Genomic DNA, 17,675 nt, shown 5'->3' with positions numbered 1-17,675 from the left:
CCCTTTATCACCATGACAAGGTCACGGTGAGCTGATCAGAATACGTTCCTGCCGGGCTAAACCCGGTCAGCAGCGCCACGCCAAAAAGCGGCAGCGCAATGTTATTACTGTTGGTATAGGTCACCGGTATTGCCTGATTGACGCCAATTTCGCTGTTCGCCGCCAGCGAACTGCTGCTGTAAAGGCGATATCCCACCACTTCCGTTCCCCCTGAGCGCTTCATACGCCGAACGGAGGAGTAATTCTGTCCGCCGTTAATGCTCATACTCAGCGCCACGCCAGGCGTGCAGGCGATGGACAAGGCCCCGTTAGGCACAAAACTGGTGCTCACCGGGGCACTTTCCACCCCGTTGTGGGTACCGAAATCGAGCGTACCGAAAACTCCTCCGCTGCCCGCGGATACCGCGCACCCGGGCACAATGCTCGCGCTGACCTTAAATGACTGTGACGTCACAGCACCCGCCGCAGGCACCAGCATCAGGCAGACGATCAGCGCGTACAAAGGGTGCACGATCCCCTCCGCGCTGTTGCGCAGACGCAAAATGGATGCCTTCATGGCTGCGTGAAACTAGTAGGTGACGCTGACGTTAATCGTGTCGGTGTAGGTGCCCGGAACGACCGTAACGCTGTTACCGCCCCCGGTAATGCGCCCGTAAAGTGTGTAACTGTCGATGCCCCCGGCGGTTGACGCTATTGGTAGTGCCGCGTTGTTGGCAACGACGTTGTTAAATCCGCTGTCGCTATACAGGCTGTAAGCCACACCCTGTGCAGCATTGGTGGTGTTGACCAGATAGCGCGCAGGCGTGCCTGGCGTCCCCACGACGGTACCCGGCGCGGTGGAGTTGGTATTCCCGGTGATCGCCACCGTATAGCTGGCGGTCGTACATTGAATGGTGAACGTGTTACCGCCGCTGGCACCGGTCAACTGCGTCGTCAGGGTGGAAAACGTTGCGGGATGGGTGCCGAAATCCAGGGTCCCGAAGTTAATGCCATTTTGCGTGGGCGAGCCGTTTATCAGACAACCGTTCGTCAGGGTTAACGTCGCGCCAATAGTACCGCTGCTGGTCACCGCCAGCGCCTGTTGGGCTGTTGTCGCCGTCAGCAACGTGCCTGCACAGATCAAAAGGAGTTTTCTTTTCATTTACCACCCTCCAGAAGACATTTCCGTTCGCTTGCCACATTTTATTTTTGCTGTTCAAGATGTTAGCCCCACTTAACGTTCCTCTTCCGGGGGGTTATTGAGAATTTAGTTTATGGATACCGCTTCGACCACCCGCGCCGCGGAGGGCAAGACTGATGGCTTATTGACTGAATATTTATTTATAAAACAGGATGTTAATACTTTGTGAATGCCTTATTTCTCGTATATGCAGAGGATATATCCATCGAAATGTGATCTGCATCACAATATATCGTCGAGGCGTTAACAACAAAATTAATAAAAATTAAAAACTAGTTGTATCTCCCTCCGCTTTACTTCAATTTATGTGCCGAATAATTTCCTGCGTCGTAATAAAAAATCTATATACATCGGCGCAGACGGCAACCAAAGCGCATAGAGGGTCTTTTTTCGTGGCAAGTGCAAACAAACTCACACTCTTCATCGTGATTTTCATGCTGGCGGGTATTCTTTCAGGGGCGGCGATTCATGAGTATGCCTCTGCGGATGCCATCAAAGCATGGTCGGATAACATCACGCTGCTGACCGATATTTTCCTGCGTCTGATTAAAATGGTTATTGCACCACTGGTCTTCAGCACGCTGACCGTAGGCATTATGAAACTGGGTGAAACCTCCACCATTGGTCGCGTGGGCGGCAAAGCGATGGTGTGGTTTATTAGCTCATCCGTGCTTTCCATTCTGGTGGGACTGTTTATCGTCACGCTGGAGCGTCCGGGCAGCGGCCTGAACCTGGCTATCCCGAAAGAGGCGGTAGACACCGGCCTTGCGGTGGGAGGGATGACGCTGAAAGCGTTCTTGTCCCATACCATTCCGACCAGTATCGCCGGTGCGATGGCGAACAATGAAATCCTGCAGATTGTGGTCTTCTCTATGTTCTTCGGCATCGCCGGCGCGTCGCTGGGGCAAAAATTCAATGCCCCGCTGGTGGCCGCGCTGGATGTGGTCTCCCATATCATGCTGAAGGTGACGGGTTACGTGATGTACGTCGCCCCGCTGGCCATTTTCGCCGCCATCTCATCTGTGATTGCCACTCAGGGTCTGGGCATTCTGCTGAACTATGCCTCCTTTATTGGCGGCTACTACGTGGCAATCCTTCTCACCTGCATGGTGCTGCTGGCCGTCGGCTATATGGTGCTGAAGAAAGAGGTGTTCCGCCTGGTCAGCATGCTGAAGGACCCGGTGCTGGTGGCGTTTACCACCAGCAGTTCAGAAGCGGCGTATCCAAAAACGCTGGAGCAGCTTGAGCGTTTTGGTTGCTCGCGCAATATCGCCTCCTTCGTTCTGCCGATCGGTTACTCCTTTAACCTGGTGGGCTCTATGGTGTATTGCTCTTTCGCCTCGATGTTTATCGCCCAGGCGTACAATATTCACCTGAGCTTCACCGAAGTGACCGTGCTGATGCTGACGCTGATGCTGGCTTCAAAAGGGATTGCGGGGGTGCCTCGTTCGTCGCTGGTGGTGCTGGCGGCAACCATCCCGAGTTTCAATATTCCGGTGGCGGGTATTTTGCTGCTGATGGGGATCGATCATTTCCTGGATATGGGACGTTCAGCGATTAACGTGCTGGGTAACGGTATTGCGACTGCGATGCTGTCGCAAAATGAAGGGGCGCGTGAAGCGGAGACTGAGCTGGTAGAGCAGGAAGCGTAACGGGTTGGCCGAATGGTTTCGTTCACCTTAAGACCAGCAGAAAATACTACGTCTGCAGTAAGTGAATAAGATAAGGGGGCTGCAATAGCCCCCTTAATACGTTCACCGCAGCGGGCGAATCAGATAACCGAAATGCCCGACTGAACGAAACGGTTCCACGAAAGCCTCACAGAACCGTTTAGAGAAACATTACGCCACGTGATTCGTCGCGATATCCAGCAGCGCCATCTCATCACTGTTCAGCAGCTTCTCAATATTCACCAGAATTAGCATACGCTCACCCAGCGCTCCCAGCCCGGTCAGATACTCGGTAGACAGCGTGACCGCAAACTCCGGCGCCGGACGGATTTGATCGGACGTCAGGGACAGCACATCAGATACGCCATCCACCACGATCCCAACCACGCGCTGCCCCAGATTCAGGACAATCACCACGGTGTTCTCGTTATAGTCCACGTCACCCTGGCTGAACTTCACGCGCAGGTCAACGATAGGCACAATCACGCCGCGCAGGTTGGTGACACCTTTAATAAAGGCAGGCGTGTTCGCGATGCGGGTAACCTGGTCGTAACCACGAATTTCCTGCACTTTCAGGATATCGATGCCGTACTCCTCATCGCCTAAAGTGAATACCAGGAATTCCTGCCCTGATGGCTCGCCCGCCAGTTTCGTTACATTACTCATACCGGTCATGTTATTACCTTCTACTTAATCAGGCGGCTGTGTACGCCACACGTTGTTCACGATTTAATCCCTGAAGCGCCGACACATCAACGATCAGCGCCACGCTACCGTCACCCAGAATAGTGGCGGCAGAAATACCTGGCACTTTGCGGTAGTTGCTTTCGAGGTTCTTCACGACCACCTGGTGCTGGCCAATCAGCTGATCAACCAGCAGCGCGTAGCGGCGACCCGCACTTTGCAGGATCACCACGATCCCCTGCGTGGCCTCGGTTTTCGCGCCATCCACTTCGAACACTTTCCACAATTCGACCAGCGGCAGGTACTCACCGCGCACTTCAAGAACGCGCTCGCCACCCGCCAGCGGATGCAGATCTTCTTCACGCGGCTGCAGCGATTCCATCACCGCGTTCAGCGGCAGAATAAAGACTTCGTCCGCCACTTTCACCGACATGCCGTCGAGGATTGCCAGCGTCAGCGGCAGCAGGATACGAATGGTGGTGCCGGAACCTTGCTTAGACTTGATCTCAACGTGGCCGCCCATCTCCTGAATGTTACGCTTCACCACGTCCATTCCCACGCCGCGGCCGGAAACGTCCGTCACCTGCTCTGCGGTCGAGAAGCCTGGCGCGAAGATCAGCATGCCCACTTCTTCGTCAGTCATGTTTTCGTTGACCGCCATTCCCTGCGAAATGGCTTTCGCCAGAATGCGCTCACGGTTCAGGCCCGCACCGTCATCGGTCACTTCGATGCAGATGTTCCCGCCCTGGTGTTCGGCGGAGAGGATCAGATTCCCGACCGGGGATTTTCCGGCGGCAATGCGGTTTTCCGGCAGTTCGATACCGTGGTCGAGGCTGTTACGCACCAGGTGCGTTAACGGGTCGATAATGCGTTCGATCAGGCTTTTATCCAGTTCGGTGGAGCTGCCCATCAGCGTCAGTTCAATCTGTTTATTCAGTTTGCTGGCCAGGTCACGCACCAGACGCGGGAAGCGGCTGAAGACATATTCCATCGGCATCATACGAATGGACATCACCGATTCCTGCAGGTCGCGGGCATTACGTTGCAACTGCCCCATGCTGGTGATCAGATCGCCGTGGGTCACCGGATCCAGTTCGTTAGACCGCTGTGCCAGCATCGACTGGGTAATCACCAGTTCACCCACCAGGTTAATCAGCTGGTCAACTTTCTCGACGGCGACGCGGATGCTGGTGGATTCACTGGAACGCGCGGCCGGTTTGTCACCACGGCCTGGCGCGGCAGCATCTTTTGGCACCGCTTTCAATACCGGCGCCGCAGGCGCAACGGCAGGCGCGGCCGCCTGAGGAACAACCGCCACCTCTTCCACTGCCGCTGGCACGTCAACCGCCGCCGTTTCGGTTTCAAACGCGATCTGGTCGGCTTCGATAACAAAGCACAGGACCGCCACGATATCGTCCTGGCTGATCCCCTCTTCCAGCGTCGCACTCAGGCTGTCTTTGCCTTTCACCACGTTGCTTAATTTCGCCAGGTTACTCAGCTCTTCTTCAAGAAGGTCAACTTCGTTCTCTTTGAGGCGTGACAGCACCACGCGCACTTTACTCGCAGCGGCGGCCGGGGCCGCCTCTTGTGCGGTAACGGCATCGACAACGCTCAGTTTGGCTGCCGGAACAACGGCTGCGGCTGCGTCACCTTTGGCTTCCAGCGCGAGCTGGCGCAGCGCATTGCAGATGTATTCAAAGCTGGCGGCATCAGGCTCTGCCGAGCTTTTATAGGCGTCGAGCTGTTCCTGCATAATATCTTTGGTTTCCAAAAACAGGTTGATAATGTCGGTATTGAGCTGCATCTCACCGCGTCGTGCTTCATCCAGCAGGTTTTCCATTAAATGGGTCGTTTCCTGCAGGATGGTAAATCCAAACGTTCCGGCTCCGCCTTTAATCGAGTGCGCCGCACGGAAGATGGCATTGAGCTGCTCGGAGTCCGGTGCTTCAGGCACCAAATCCAGCAAGTGTTGCTCCATATCGGCCAACAATTCGTCGGCTTCATCAAAGAATGTCTGGTAAAAATCGCTAATATCCATGCTCACGCTATCACCTCGGATTGGCTGGTGGCGATGTTGGAACGGCAGCCGAAGGAACGGCCCCAGGCTGTTTTAAATCGTCCAGTGACTCATTCTGACTTTCGGCGTTTTCGTGCAGGATGGCCTGCTCCGCCTGCTGGTTCAGCACTAAAAGACTGATACGACGGTTGATGGCGTCATCCGGCCCGCGGTTAGTGACACGCATGGTTGATGCCATGCCGACCACGCGCAGTACCTTGCCATCATCAAGCCCACCTGCCACCAGCTCGCGACGCGAGGCGTTGGCACGATCGGCAGAAAGCTCCCAGTTGCTGTATCCCTTCTCACCCGTGGCGTACGGGAAGTCATCCGTGTGTCCAGACAGGCTGATACGGTTAGGAATACCGTTCAGCACTGGCGCAATGCCGCGCAAAATGTCGCGCATGTATGGCTCAACTTCCGCGCTGCCCGTTTTGAACATCGGGCGGTTCTGGCTATCAATAATCTGTATACGTAAACCTTCCTGCACCAGATCGATCTTCAGGTGTGGTCGCAGGGCACGCAGTTTAGGATCCGCCTCAATCAGCTGATCGAGATCGCCGCGCAGTTTCTTCAGGCGCGCTTGCTCCATGCGTTTTTTCAGCTCGTCGATGTTCGGCTCTTTCTTCACCTCACCCTTCTGCTGGGTGTAATCATCGCCACCGCCAGGGATCGGGCTGTCGCTGTTAGAGATTCGCTGTCCACCGGTCACGGCGGTCGCCAGCGGCGTTCGGAAATACTCGGCAATCTGGATCAACTCTTTCGGGCTGGAGATGGAGATGAGCCACATCACCAGAAAGAATGCCATCATTGCGGTCATAAAATCGGCGTACGCGATTTTCCAGGAGCCATGCGCGCCGTGCCCATGCCCCTTGTGCTTGCGTTTTTTTACGATGACGATCGGATGGGACTGATTTTTCATGCGTCCTCAGTTGTCGTCTGTTGGTTTGGGTTTTTCACCGCGCGCACGTGTTCTTCAAGCTCGATAAACGACGGGCGCTCGCTGGAATAAAGCGTTTTACGGCCGAATTCAACTGCGATAGGTGGCGCATAACCGTTAAGGTTAGAGAGCAGCGTGATCTTCACGCACTGCATCATTTTGGTCGTTTCCGCGCTTTTCTGACGCAGAACGCTGGCCAGCGGAGAGATAAAACCATACGCCAGCAAAATACCGAGGAAGGTGCCCACCATCGCATGCGCAATCAGCGCGCCCAGCTCTGCCGCAGGACGATCCGCCGAGGCCAGCGCGTGTACCACGCCCATCACCGCCGCGACGATACCGAACGCAGGGAGGGAATCGCCCACCAGCGCCAGGCTGTTTGCCGGCACTTCGGATTCGCTTTCGTGCGTTTCAATCTCTTCGTCCATCAGCGCTTCGATTTCGAAGGTGTTCATGTTGCCGCTGATGATCAGTCGCAGGTAATCGACGATGAAATCCAGCATCATTGCGTCAGCGAGAATGCGCGGGTAGCTGGCAAAAATTTCGCTCTCTTTCGGGTTTTCAATATCCCGCTCAAGCGAGAACATGCCCTGCTGACGCGACTTCGCCATCAGACGATAGAGCAGCGCAAGCAGATCCATATACATGCTTTTGGTGTATTTAGAGCGACGGAACAGCAGTGGAATAGCTTTCAGCGTGCCCTTGATCGATTTACCGTTATTACCAACGATAAAAGCCCCTACCCCTGCGCCGCCGATGATAATAAGTTCAGCCGGTTGATAGAGTGCTCCAAGGTGCCCGCCGGTCATCATGTAACCGCCGAAAACTGTACCGAGAACTACCAGGTAACCTAATAAGATAAGCACGACATCATCCTTCCGCTAGTGACTATGGCAAGGATGTTCAGCTCGCAGCGTTTACCGTTTGCGGGGTAAAAAAAAGCAGCGGTAATTGCTTACCGCTGCTGGAATCTTGCCCACACGTTCGGGTTAAACAGCTTGTTCGATCTGTTCATCCAGCAGTTGTGGAATAATATCGGCAGCTTCCCGGGAAAGTTTACGTCTTTTTACTGCTCGGGATGGAGGCTGGCATAAACTACAGGCGAAGCTGCCTGCAGGCTGATGCGCATGGGTAATAAAATTGCCATCGCAGCAGTTACAGCGCGACAGCTCAAGCATTCCGCTTTCAACAAAACGCACCAGCGTCCATGCGCGGGTGAGCGCCAGCAAAGGACCCTCGTCCTGCTGCGGGCATTGTTCAAGGTAAAGTTTATACGCTTTGATCACGGCATCAACGCCGCTACACAAACCGGTTTTGAGAAGATACTGCCAGGCATTACAGAACATGGAGGCATGAATGTTCTGTTCCCAGGTCATAAACCAGTCCGTTGAAAACGGCAGCATTCCTTTCGGCGGGGGACTACCACGTAACTCTTTATACAATTTGATGAGGCGACCACGACTCAGCTGAGTCTCGCTTTCCAGCATTTGTAAACGAGCACCGAGCGTAATCAGCTCCATTGCTAACTGTATGTCACGCGCTTCCTGAACAATGCTTTTCTCGCTCATTGCTAGGCCCTTTTCTTACGGGCTGCGTCATCAGGCTGGCTGATTTCGGTAAGCAAGCGAGTGGAAAGAAGAATACCGGTATGGATCTGTTGAAGATCGTCAACACGGGAATCCTGCGTCAGACGCGTGATAGTCTGAGGATTGTCAAAACGGAACTGGCAAACCAGTTGGTTTGTTTCCGCCAGTTTAACCATTTGAGGAAGGGTTAACCCACCCAGCATGGTTGCCATTTCTTCATTAATACCCAGACGAAACATCGCGGACGCCTTGTCCTGACTAATCAAACGCTGCGCGAGCAGTAAATACGACAAATTGATGTCATAGATATGTTTTAGCAACTCGGATGTATGCATTGTTCCCATCCCGAATAACCAACTATTATTTTTATGCGGAAAGACCGCACCCCGTGATGTCGCCGGGAAATCACCCGGTATAAAAAAGAAAAGGCTAAATGCATAGTCGAATTTAGGTTTGTATTCATTGAAACGCGCAACAGCTGAAACGCGGTTACGTCTCTTACACGTTTTATCATTTCTTACAAATAACTAAGATTTTTCCTAATTCGACGCAAACTCTACTCGTCAGTTTTGACACATACAATGCAGCCACCCCCAAATTTAAAAAAAATGTGATCTACGTCACACAATTTAAGTGAATATCTCCCATAAATCCATCAGTATGACTTGTAAATTGGTTGTTTTTTGAACGATCGACACTGTTTTCTATTCTTTATGGGCGAATACTCATGCAGGAGCATGAGCAGAAGTGGCATGACATGTGCTGTTCGAAACGTGTCAGCGACCGGATGCGCGTCACAGCGAATCCATCGTAAGGTCACATTTTCATTACCTATAAAAAACATGTAGTTATGCAAAACGCCCATAACAATTGTTTCACATGGTAATCATTAGAAATGTGTTTATAACGTCTTAAAACGATTTAACACCGGAAACGTAAAAAAGTGTGATTCAGGTTAAGTTGTTAATTTTTTTCATTTAGGCACGTTTTCCCGTTATTCTTCTTATAAGAATAATTAATGAATAATTATGATTAGCTTCACACTTATGTCGTATTCACCTCTTGCAGATCCGGTGAAATCGCGGTAATGGTGACTAAGACGCTGTCTTTCAGACACCTAAGGAGTGCGTTATGAGTTACTCCCATCTTCTTGTTTCTGTTGCGGTTTCGCCCGAAAGCCATGAACTCATCGCCCGGGCGGTTTCCATTGCCAGACCGCATAATGCCCGTATCAGCCTGATCACCCTCGCGGCCGAGCCTGAGATGTATAATCAACTGGCTGCCCCCATGCTGGAAGATATTCGTGAGGTCTTACAGGAAGAAACGCAGCAATTTATGCGAGAGCTGGTAGAAAAGGCGCAATATCCTATATATGACACCATTATTGCGACAGGGGAGCTTAATGCGCATATTCTCAGCATGTGCAGTAAGCAGAATATTGATTTAGTAATATGCGGGAATCATAACCACAGCTTTTTTTCTCGCGCAGCCTGTGCGGCGAAATCGATTGTGGCGTCAAGCCAGGTGGATGTGTTGTTAGTGCCTCTTGGGGGTCGTTAAACCCCCAGAGGAAAATCAGGCGAGTTTAGGGAATGTCGCGATCTTTTTTTGCAGATGGCCTTCATTACTCTGCGGCGCAATATCACGAAGATCGCGAATAAAACGCGCCTGCCAGTGGTTAATATCGTTCTTACGGATCGTTTCCATCATCTCGGCATGGCGGGAAATACGCTCCGTGAGCGGCATCGTCAGCGCACGGTTGAGGGCATTCGCCACGTCGTCACGATCGTAAGGGTTGACGATAAGCGCAGACGTCAATTCATTGGCGGCCCCGGCAAACTGGGAAAGCACCAGCACACCCGGATCGGCGGGGTCCTGGGCGGCGACGTACTCTTTCGCGACCAGGTTCATCCCGTCCCGCAATGGCGTAACCAGCCCGACATCCGCATAGCGGAACACTTTCATCAGGATCTTACGGTCAAAGTGTTGATTGAGATAAAAGAGCGGCGTCCAGCCCAACTGACCGTAGCGGCCATTAATGCGCCCTGCTTCCGTCTCCAACTGGTGACGAATATCCTGATAAGCCTGCACTTCACCGCGCGAGGTGGGCGCTATCTGCGTATAGCGGATTTTACCGTGATGCTGCGGATACTTCTCCAGCAGCGTTTCATACGCCAGGAAACGTTCCGGCAGCCCTTTAGAATAATCAAGACGCTCCACCGAGAAGATATTCTTCACGTGCTTGAGTTCATTCTTAAGCTGCGCCAGTTTGGGCGGCAGCGGACCGGAAGCCTGCTCGGCAATCTCTTCAGGTTCAATACCGATGGGATACACTTCAGTGTGGAATGTCTTGCCCCAGGCCGTATGGGTTTTCCCCCCTTTGGTCACCACTCGCGTTTTGCCGGACACAGAATCGAGGAACGCAAGTCGATCATTCTCGGTCTGGAAGCCCAGCAGATCGTAGTCACACAACGCATCCAGCAACTCTTCATGCGGCGGCAGCGCGGTAAAGATTTCTGGCGTCGGGAACGGAATATGCAGGAAAAAACCAATCCGGTTATTCACTCCCCTTTTACGCAACTCTCTGGCGAAGGGCAGCAGGTGATAATCGTGGATCCATAAAATATCGTCTTCCTCGATTAAAGGCAGCAGTTTATCCGCCAGCAGCGAATTCACCCGCGTGTAGCCTTCAAAGGACTCGCGCTGGAATTTGACCAGATCCAGACGATAGTGAAACGCTGGCCACAGCACAGCATTGGAGAACTGCGAGTAATACTCGTCATAATCTTTTTCGTTTAACGCAAACGACGCCCACGTAATATTTCCGCGCGTCACTTTCTTGAGCGGTTTCTGTTCTTCACTGATTTCACCATTCCAGCCAAACCACAGCCCACCGGCGGCTTTTAAGGCACCTAATACCCCAACCGCCAGGCCACCTGCACTGGATTTTTTATCATCAGGCGGTGCAATTCGGTTAGAGACGACGACTAAGCGACCCATAATGGTTTCCCCCTTTGTTTTGCGCTATTTGTTGTTGTTGCTGGTTAGCGATGTCAGATATCCACTGCCAGACGCTGGCGACATCCGCCAGACGCCATTCGGCGACAGTCTCACCAGGCCCGACCTTGATGGCGATCCCTCCGGCCTGATTCACCACACGAAACCCTGCCTCATCGGTCAGGTCATCCCCAATAAAAACGGGCGTCCTGCCGTTAAAAGGCGGTGTCGCCATAAACGCAGCAATCGCCGCGCCTTTATTGATCCCTTTAGGTTTAAGCTCCACCACGCATTTACCCGGCTGCAGCGCCAGCTCCGGATGTGCATTTGCTATAGCGGTCGCAAGCGCAAGCACAGCCGCTTCGTGCTGCGGCGCCTGGCGATAATGCAGGGCAAAGGCCATCCCTTTGGCTTCAAGCTCCGTACCGGGCAATTCTGCCAGCGCAGACGAGAGTTGTACCTGTAGCGCCTGGATTAATGCGTCGGGGAGTGAAACGATATGCGTTTGATCATGGATGTCGCGGCGCTCCGCTCCGTGTACACCGGCCAGCGGAAAGCGATAAGGCCTGGCAAGCTGGTCCAGTTCGGCCATCGAGCGCCCTGATATCAATGCCACTGCTCCCTCAGTCATCTGCGAGAGCTGATGCAACTTCTGAAGAACCGTGGCGGGGATCGCCACCAGGTCAGGATGCGGCTTTATCTCGGCGAGCGTACCGTCGAGATCAAAAAAGAAAGCATAGTGTCCGGGCAGTACAGGCGGTGCAGTTAACAAGTCAGCCACCCTATTCCTCCTTACGGTTTACGAGAGGTAAACGCCTTTACCTCTTTCATAGCCATGTAAGTATAGACAGTGTGACGTCGCTCGCCATTTGACAACCGCCCCGCCAGCAAAACTGGCGAGGCGGTTCGGGGGTCAGCTAAGGTTATTAGTTGAGCAATATAAAGATAGGAAAAACCTCAGACGGTACGCTTCGCTTTTTGCTTGTAACGGTCGAATATCACCGCTGCCAGCAGGATCAGGCCACGAACGACGTACTGAGAGAACGGCGAAATATTGAGCAGGTTCATGGCGTTCTCTACCGTCCCCAGGATCAGGATACCGGCCACCACATATGAGATTTTTCCGATGCCGCCTTTCAGGGAAACGCCCCCCAAAACACAGGCTGAAATGACGATCAGCTCATAACCGATAGAGGTCATTGGCTGGCCACTGGTCATTCGCGACGCCAGAATAATCCCTGCGGCTGCAGAGACCAGCCCGGAGAGAACAAAGATAATAATCTTGGTACGCACCACCGGCACACCGGCCAGACGTGCGGCTTCTTCATTGCCCCCGATAGCCAGGGTATTACGGCCAAACGTGGTCCGGTTGAGCAGGAACCCGAACAGGATAAGACAGGCCACGGTCAGCCAGATTGGCGCTGGCAGCCCCAGCCAGTTAGCGTAACCGAGGGTAAAGAAGCGCTCGTCTTCAATCCCCACCGCTTTACCGTCAGAGATGATATAGGCAAGACCTCGCACAATTTGCATGGTCGCAAGCGTTGTGATCAGGGCGTTAATCTTCAGACGAGCAATGACAAAGCCGTTCACCAGACCGCTGAGCACGCCCAGTAACAGACCCGCCAGCACGCCAATCCACAGGCTCTCCGTCATGTTGATTACCACAGCCGTGGTAACGCCGGCACAGGCAATAACCGAGGCCACCGACAGGTCAAAATCGCCCGAGGCCAGACAGAACAGCATACCGCAGGCCACCATGCCGGACATGGAAATGGCCAGCCCCAGCCCTTTCATATTAATAAAGGTGGCAAAATTAGGAACGAAGATCGCACAGGCGACAAACAGGGCGGCAAAAACCACCAGCATGCCGTACTGATCCCAGATTCGGCCAAAACTGAACGCCGACTTTGGCGCTCCGGATGTAGTAACAGAGGACATCATTAACTCCTTACTCAGGCGACAGCCTGGCTGACTTTAGGCATGGCGAGATTCAACGCCTGTTGTTCATTCGCCTGTTCATGAAGCAATTCACCGGCAATTTCCCCTTCACGCATAACGACAATGCGATCGGCGACGCCAAGCACTTCAGGCAGATCGCTGGAGGCGAAGAGCACCGCCACGCCGCGTTTTGCCAGTTCATAGATCACGTTATAAATCTCGTGTTTTGCCCCCACATCGATACCGCGCGTCGGTTCGTCCAGTAAAATGACCTTCATATCCTCCGACAGCCAGCGGCCCAGAATGGCCTTCTGCTGGTTGCCCCCGGAAAGATTCATGATCAGCTGTTCCGGTCCCGGCGTTTTGATATTGAGTGAACGAATGTGGTGATCGGCATTGCTCGATTCCCAGCTATCGTTGATCAGGCATCCTGCGCGGATAAATTTGCGACGGGCGGAGATATTGATGTTGTCACGCACCGAATGCACCGGAATAATCCCCTCCGCTTTGCGATCTTCCGGGCAGAGCATCATGCCTGCCTTAATCGCGTGGGCGGGCTTCTGAATATCCACCGCTGCGCCGTCAATAGACACCACGCCTTCGGTAATGCGCGTGCCGCCGAACAGCCCTTTCATTAATTCGCTACGCCCAGCGCCCACCAGGCCGAACAGCCCGACGATTTCACCGCTGCGTACCGATAACGAAACCGGCATGCGTACTCCCGGCGCTTTTACATTATCCAGTCGCAGGCGTTCAGGGCCGTACTCACGCGGTTTCCAGTGGTAAATGTCCCCCAGATCGCGTCCGACCATCGCCTGGACAAGCTGGTCATGGTTCACCTGCGCCATATCGCTAAAGGTGCGCACATAGCGGCCATCTTTAAACACGGTGATGGCGTCGCTCAGGGCAAATATCTCTTCCATACGGTGCGAAACATACAAAATCGTGCGGCCTTCCTGGCGCAACTCCCGGATCACGCGGAACAGGTTTTCGATTTCACGTGCGGAAAGCGAACTGGTGGGTTCATCAAAGGCAATAATTCTGGCGTTACGCGCCAGAGCCTTGGCAATTTCAACCATCTGCCACTGGCCGATGGAGAGGTATTTCAGCGGCGTCTGAGGATCGACGTCCAGCCCAAGATGTTTAAGCTGCAGCCCTGCTTCATAATTAAGTAGCGAACGATTAACCACGCCGCTTTTGTGCGGGAGCTGTCCTAAATAGATGTTCTCGGCCACGGTCATCTCTGGGATCAGGTGCAGTTCCTGATAGATAATGGCCACCCCGGCATTAAGCGCCGCCGTGGTATCATCGAAAGCCACCTCTTCGCCACGAATGGCCAGTGTGCCGGTCGTAGGGGAATAGTTGCCGCTGAGGATTTTCAACAGCGTGGATTTCCCCGCGCCGTTTTCACCCATCAGGGCATGAACCTGGCCGGCATAGCAGTCGAAACTGATATCGGTCAGCGCGTTAACACCGGGGAACGTTTTCCCGATGCCGCGAAATGAGAGATACGGATCAGACTGTCGCATAACGTCTCCGTGATTCCTGTAGTGTGTACGTCTGGCCCCTCATGGTGAATGAGGGGCGCAATCACAGCGTATTACTTACCGCCCAGTCCTTTTTTCGCCAGTTCCTCTTTGAAATTGTCGCGGGTAATCAGCACCACGTCGGTCACTTCAGTAAATTTCGGCGGTTCAGCCCCTTTGGTCACCCAGTTGTAGAGCATTTCACTGGATTTATAGCCGTGTACGTCCGGGCTTGGCAGCAGAGAGCCGTAGAAGCCGGTCGCCTGCGCTTTGGACAGTTCGCTGACGGCGTCAACGCCGTTGATACCGATACCGATCACATCCGGAGCTTTAAAGCCCTGACCTTCTGTCGCACGCACGCCACCCAGCACGGTGTTGTCGTTCATACCGACCACCAGCCAGTGTTTAACTTCCGGGTGTTGAACCAGCATTGAGTTCGCGGCGTCGAACGCACCGGGGATATCGTTGGATTTGGTAGGAACTTTATAGATCTGTTTTTCCGGGAAGCCGGCGGCTTTCAGAGCGTCCATGGAACCAGTAGTACGACGACGTGCAGTATCCAGCTCATCAGCCGTGATGGCCATGACGCCCGTCTCTTTTACATCCCAGCCGCGCTTTTGCATCTCTTTATAGAGTTCCTGACCCTGGCGCTCACCAATTTTGGTCGCGGCCATCATTACCAGCGGCACGGTGTCCATTGGCTTGCCTTTGGCATTGACGAACTGATCGTCAACAGCAATAACCTTCATGTCGTAACCGCGCGCTTTAGCCGCAATTGCCGACCCCAGTTTTGGATCGGGTGTACAGATAACGAAACCTTTCGCACCGCTGGCCGCCAGGCTGTCGATGGCGTTCAGGGTTTTTTCACCGTCAGGCACGGCGATTTTAATGACGTCAAAACCTAAATCTTTTCCGGCTTTATCGGCGAATTTCCACTCAGTCTGGAACCACGGCTCTTCTGGCTGTTTTACCAAAAAACCGAGTTTTAAATTCTCTGCGATAGCGGATTGTGACATAACAGCAGCCAGACCAACGGCCGCCAGCGCTTTAGTAAATTTGTGCATGGTAAACTCCAGCTTTAGCATTCTTTTCTGTAGGGAATATTTGCGTGCTTCTTATTTAATCGGACTTAAAACAAGGCATTAGCGCTTACCTCGTCATAAGCGTTATTGCTGGTGATAGTTTTAGCGGGAAATTAATCATCCATAAGAGAGCGCCATCACACCGCAGAATTACAGTAATTGCGTACATAAATTCAGCGGAAAATGACATAAAAACGGCAGGAATTGTCGGACAAATGAAACGGGGTTAAGCAGAATTATCCATAAGATCAGCTAAGAAGTCCCTGAGTGCCGGACGCTCTAGCATCCGGCGGGAAATTTACCAGGCGTAATAGATGTGGTCAGCGTGATCGCGAACGGGCGTTTCGTCACCCAACAGTCGAGCAGCCAGGGCCAGCGCAAAGTCAAAAGCATGACCAAGACCTTTGCCGCTGAGCAGGTTTTTATCCTGGACGACCGGTGCATCCACATATTCACCGTCTTTTACCGTCTCCCATAAATCCCCGGAGCAGACGTAGCGACGCCCCCGAAGCAGCCCATTTCCCCCCAGCACGCGCGCCGCTGCTGAACAAATAGGGCAAATCAGCTTTCCGCGCGCGTCATGTGCAGAAATGAAACGGATAACCTGCGGATCCGCGGCCATATTTGCGCTGCCCTGGGGTCCCCCGGGTAGAACAATCGCATCGTAAAGCGAATCACGGCGTTCTGATAAGGTGCTGTCTGCCACCATGGGAATGTTATGGTAACTGACCACTGCACGCGACTGCGCGCAGGCCAGAGTTTCCACGTCGATGTTCAGCCGGCGCAAAATATCAATGGTGATAATCGCCTCTGCTTCCTCAAAACCGGGTGCCAACAGCACCGCAACCTTTGCCATCATAGACCTCAATGATTGAAACAAGATAAAACAGTGTTTCATTTTTACACAATCATTAAGAACAATCTTGCACAGCGATCACACACTCGCCTTTTTGCGATAAATTGATTTAGCGCAATTTTATTCCTCAAAATATATCCTGATTGATTGATCTGTTTTTCACATCGTCACAGAAGATTCTGTTGCCTTAATATTTTCACTCTTGAAAAAACGAGACAAACAATACACAAACACATAAAAATCAATTAGTTATTAATGTGTTAATTTATATCCACCTGTTTTCATTTCTGTACTATATTAAATTTTGTAATGTATGGTAAACACAGCCTAATTAAGAGTTTTCTTAGACAGAATACAAGGGTATGCTTATTTATATCGAACACAGGAAGTGAATATTCGATCGACTTTTGTCGCCGCAGAAATGCCATTTCTGCATTCCATTAGATGTGCCTGCCGGGTCAGGTTAGCCGCGGACATCACGTCCCACAGTCAATAAGGATATGAGTATGACTACCCAAACGATGATGCAAAAACTCAATGCCCAGTTGAACCTCGAGTTCTATGCCTCGAATCTGCACCTGCATATCAGCTCGTGGTGTTCCGAAAACAGTCTCAATGGCTCTGCCACTTTTTTTCGCAGCCAGGCGCAAAGCAACGTCACCCATATGATGCGTGTTTTTAACTTCATGAAAGCCGCAGGGGCGAACCCAACCGTAAAAGCGCTTGATACGATCGACGATAACTACTCTTCTCTGGAAGAATTGTTTGAGAAAACACTGGAACAGTACGAACAGCGTTGCAGCACGCTTAACAAGCTGGCCGATGAAGCCAGAGCACAACACGACACCAAAACCCTTAAATTCTTACGCGATATGGATAAAGCGCAACAGCAGGACGGCATGCTGCTTAAAACGCTGGCGGACGAAATCCATAACGCGCAGCAGGCGGGTTTATGTCCGGAACAAACCGACCGTCATCTGCTTGACCTTGTGACAGTACAGCACCACTGATCATTTTTCCTGCTCCCGGTCAGGCGCGCTTTTCGGCCTACCGGGAGCAGGTTCCCCTTCTCGTCGCCAACCTTCTGCTTTTGCTCAGATTTAACAAATCAGATCTCGCTCTCAATGATTAACCACACAACATGTAATGATTTATTTAAT

17 protein-coding genes are annotated in these 17,675 nt (G+C 52.5%); 3 read left to right on the top strand and 14 right to left on the bottom strand.

Annotated features, from left to right (window positions below; all coding sequences use genetic code 11):
- Positions 1-7 precede the first annotated feature (7 nt).
- Together AM410_RS16600 and AM410_RS16595 are read right to left on the bottom strand one after the other, a co-directional pair.
- Complete coding sequence (locus tag AM410_RS16600) at positions 8-556, bottom strand: Csu type fimbrial protein (RefSeq protein WP_050736992.1); 549 nt, start codon at positions 554-556, stop codon at positions 8-10.
- Between the two features lie 12 nt (positions 557-568).
- Entirely contained in the window at positions 569-1,141 is a 573-nt protein-coding gene (locus AM410_RS16595; protein ID WP_020883378.1) for a spore coat protein U domain-containing protein, read from the bottom strand.
- Between the two features lie 431 nt (positions 1,142-1,572).
- Here AM410_RS16595 and AM410_RS16590 point away from each other — a divergent pair, with 431 nt between their 5' ends.
- Positions 1,573-2,832: a dicarboxylate/amino acid:cation symporter gene (locus AM410_RS16590; RefSeq protein WP_025203835.1), complete on the top strand. Its 1,260-nt coding sequence runs from the start codon at positions 1,573-1,575 to the stop codon at positions 2,830-2,832.
- 189 nt (positions 2,833-3,021) lie between these two features.
- On the opposite strand, the gene cheW is transcribed toward AM410_RS16590, so the two are convergent.
- The 6 genes from cheW to flhD form a co-directional block, all read right to left on the bottom strand.
- A complete protein-coding gene (cheW, locus tag AM410_RS16585; protein ID WP_020883376.1) occupies positions 3,022-3,525 on the bottom strand; it encodes a chemotaxis protein CheW in 504 nt (167 codons plus the stop codon).
- 19 nt (positions 3,526-3,544) lie between these two features.
- Complete coding sequence (gene cheA, locus AM410_RS16580) at positions 3,545-5,578, bottom strand: chemotaxis protein CheA (RefSeq protein WP_014170675.1); 2,034 nt, start codon at positions 5,576-5,578, stop codon at positions 3,545-3,547.
- A gap of 4 nt (positions 5,579-5,582) precedes the next feature.
- Positions 5,583-6,512, bottom strand: coding sequence for a flagellar motor protein MotB (gene motB / locus AM410_RS16575; RefSeq protein WP_073396034.1), 930 nt, complete (start codon positions 6,510-6,512; stop codon positions 5,583-5,585).
- The gene (gene motA / locus AM410_RS16570; protein ID WP_008500417.1) at positions 6,509-7,396 is read right to left on the bottom strand and encodes a flagellar motor stator protein MotA; all 888 of its coding nucleotides are present in this window, start codon (positions 7,394-7,396) and stop codon (positions 6,509-6,511) included. Before motA ends, motB begins: the two co-directional genes overlap by 4 nt.
- A gap of 123 nt (positions 7,397-7,519) precedes the next feature.
- Complete coding sequence (gene flhC / locus AM410_RS16565) at positions 7,520-8,098, bottom strand: flagellar transcriptional regulator FlhC (protein ID WP_014170677.1); 579 nt, start codon at positions 8,096-8,098, stop codon at positions 7,520-7,522.
- Positions 8,099-8,100: 2 nt separating this feature from the next.
- Positions 8,101-8,451: a flagellar transcriptional regulator FlhD gene (flhD, locus tag AM410_RS16560; protein ID WP_020883374.1), complete on the bottom strand. Its 351-nt coding sequence runs from the start codon at positions 8,449-8,451 to the stop codon at positions 8,101-8,103.
- A 796-nt stretch (positions 8,452-9,247) separates the two neighbouring features.
- Here flhD and uspC point away from each other — a divergent pair.
- A complete protein-coding gene (gene uspC, locus AM410_RS16555) occupies positions 9,248-9,676 on the top strand; it encodes a universal stress protein UspC (RefSeq protein WP_032678440.1) in 429 nt (142 codons plus the stop codon).
- A 15-nt stretch (positions 9,677-9,691) separates the two neighbouring features.
- Here the strand turns inward: uspC and otsA are convergent, their stop codons facing one another.
- From otsA to AM410_RS16520, 6 genes are all read right to left on the bottom strand, one after another.
- Positions 9,692-11,116, bottom strand: coding sequence for an alpha,alpha-trehalose-phosphate synthase (gene otsA, locus AM410_RS16550; RefSeq protein WP_014170680.1), 1,425 nt, complete (start codon positions 11,114-11,116; stop codon positions 9,692-9,694).
- Complete coding sequence (gene otsB / locus AM410_RS16545; RefSeq protein ID WP_014170681.1) at positions 11,091-11,894, bottom strand: trehalose-phosphatase; 804 nt, start codon at positions 11,892-11,894, stop codon at positions 11,091-11,093. The genes otsA and otsB overlap by 26 nt, the downstream gene beginning before the upstream one ends.
- A gap of 176 nt (positions 11,895-12,070) precedes the next feature.
- Positions 12,071-13,051, bottom strand: a complete 981-nt coding sequence (araH, locus tag AM410_RS16540; RefSeq protein WP_014884358.1) for an arabinose ABC transporter permease AraH — start codon at positions 13,049-13,051, stop codon at positions 12,071-12,073.
- Between the two features lie 14 nt (positions 13,052-13,065).
- Complete coding sequence (gene araG / locus AM410_RS16535; RefSeq protein ID WP_073396037.1) at positions 13,066-14,580, bottom strand: L-arabinose ABC transporter ATP-binding protein AraG; 1,515 nt, start codon at positions 14,578-14,580, stop codon at positions 13,066-13,068.
- Positions 14,581-14,651: 71 nt separating this feature from the next.
- Positions 14,652-15,641 (bottom strand): arabinose ABC transporter substrate-binding protein AraF, encoded by a 990-nt coding sequence (araF, locus tag AM410_RS16530; RefSeq protein ID WP_020883371.1) that lies wholly within the window; start codon positions 15,639-15,641, stop codon positions 14,652-14,654.
- Between the two features lie 316 nt (positions 15,642-15,957).
- Entirely contained in the window at positions 15,958-16,515 is a 558-nt protein-coding gene (locus tag AM410_RS16520) for a DJ-1 family glyoxalase III (protein WP_108648146.1), read from the bottom strand.
- 506 nt (positions 16,516-17,021) lie between these two features.
- Here AM410_RS16520 and AM410_RS16515 point away from each other — a divergent pair.
- Positions 17,022-17,525 carry a non-heme ferritin-like protein gene (locus AM410_RS16515; RefSeq protein WP_020883369.1) on the top strand — a complete coding sequence of 168 codons (504 nt, stop codon included), beginning with the start codon at positions 17,022-17,024 and terminating at the stop codon, positions 17,523-17,525.
- The last annotated feature ends 150 nt before the right edge of the window (positions 17,526-17,675 follow it).

This window comes from Enterobacter cloacae complex sp. FDA-CDC-AR_0164 (assembly GCF_003071645.1).
GTDB lineage: Bacteria > Pseudomonadota > Gammaproteobacteria > Enterobacterales > Enterobacteriaceae > Enterobacter > Enterobacter ludwigii.
The sequence above is the reverse complement of the archived record's forward strand: the minus strand, read 5'-3'. Positions and strand labels throughout refer to the sequence as shown.

Excerpts from the sequence above, each read along its gene's own strand:
- AM410_RS16600 (WP_050736992.1), bottom strand. The coding sequence starts at position 556 with ATGAAGGCATCCATTTTGCGTCTGCGCAACAGCGCGGAGGGGATCGTG.
- AM410_RS16595 (WP_020883378.1), bottom strand. The coding sequence starts at position 1,141 with ATGAAAAGAAAACTCCTTTTGATCTGTGCAGGCACGTTGCTGACGGCG.
- cheW (WP_020883376.1), bottom strand. The coding sequence starts at position 3,525 with ATGACCGGTATGAGTAATGTAACGAAACTGGCGGGCGAGCCATCAGGG.
- motB (WP_073396034.1), bottom strand. The coding sequence starts at position 6,512 with ATGAAAAATCAGTCCCATCCGATCGTCATCGTAAAAAAACGCAAGCAC.
- flhC (WP_014170677.1), bottom strand. The coding sequence starts at position 8,098 with ATGAGCGAGAAAAGCATTGTTCAGGAAGCGCGTGACATACAGTTAGCA.
- flhD (WP_020883374.1), bottom strand. The coding sequence starts at position 8,451 with ATGCATACATCCGAGTTGCTAAAACATATCTATGACATCAATTTGTCG.
- uspC (WP_032678440.1), top strand. The coding sequence starts at position 9,248 with ATGAGTTACTCCCATCTTCTTGTTTCTGTTGCGGTTTCGCCCGAAAGC.
- otsA (WP_014170680.1), bottom strand. The coding sequence starts at position 11,116 with ATGGGTCGCTTAGTCGTCGTCTCTAACCGAATTGCACCGCCTGATGAT.
- araH (WP_014884358.1), bottom strand. The coding sequence starts at position 13,051 with ATGTCCTCTGTTACTACATCCGGAGCGCCAAAGTCGGCGTTCAGTTTT.
- araG (WP_073396037.1), bottom strand. The coding sequence starts at position 14,580 with ATGCGACAGTCTGATCCGTATCTCTCATTTCGCGGCATCGGGAAAACG.
- araF (WP_020883371.1), bottom strand. The coding sequence starts at position 15,641 with ATGCACAAATTTACTAAAGCGCTGGCGGCCGTTGGTCTGGCTGCTGTT.
- AM410_RS16520 (WP_108648146.1), bottom strand. The coding sequence starts at position 16,515 with ATGGCAAAGGTTGCGGTGCTGTTGGCACCCGGTTTTGAGGAAGCAGAG.
- AM410_RS16515 (WP_020883369.1), top strand. The coding sequence starts at position 17,022 with ATGACTACCCAAACGATGATGCAAAAACTCAATGCCCAGTTGAACCTC.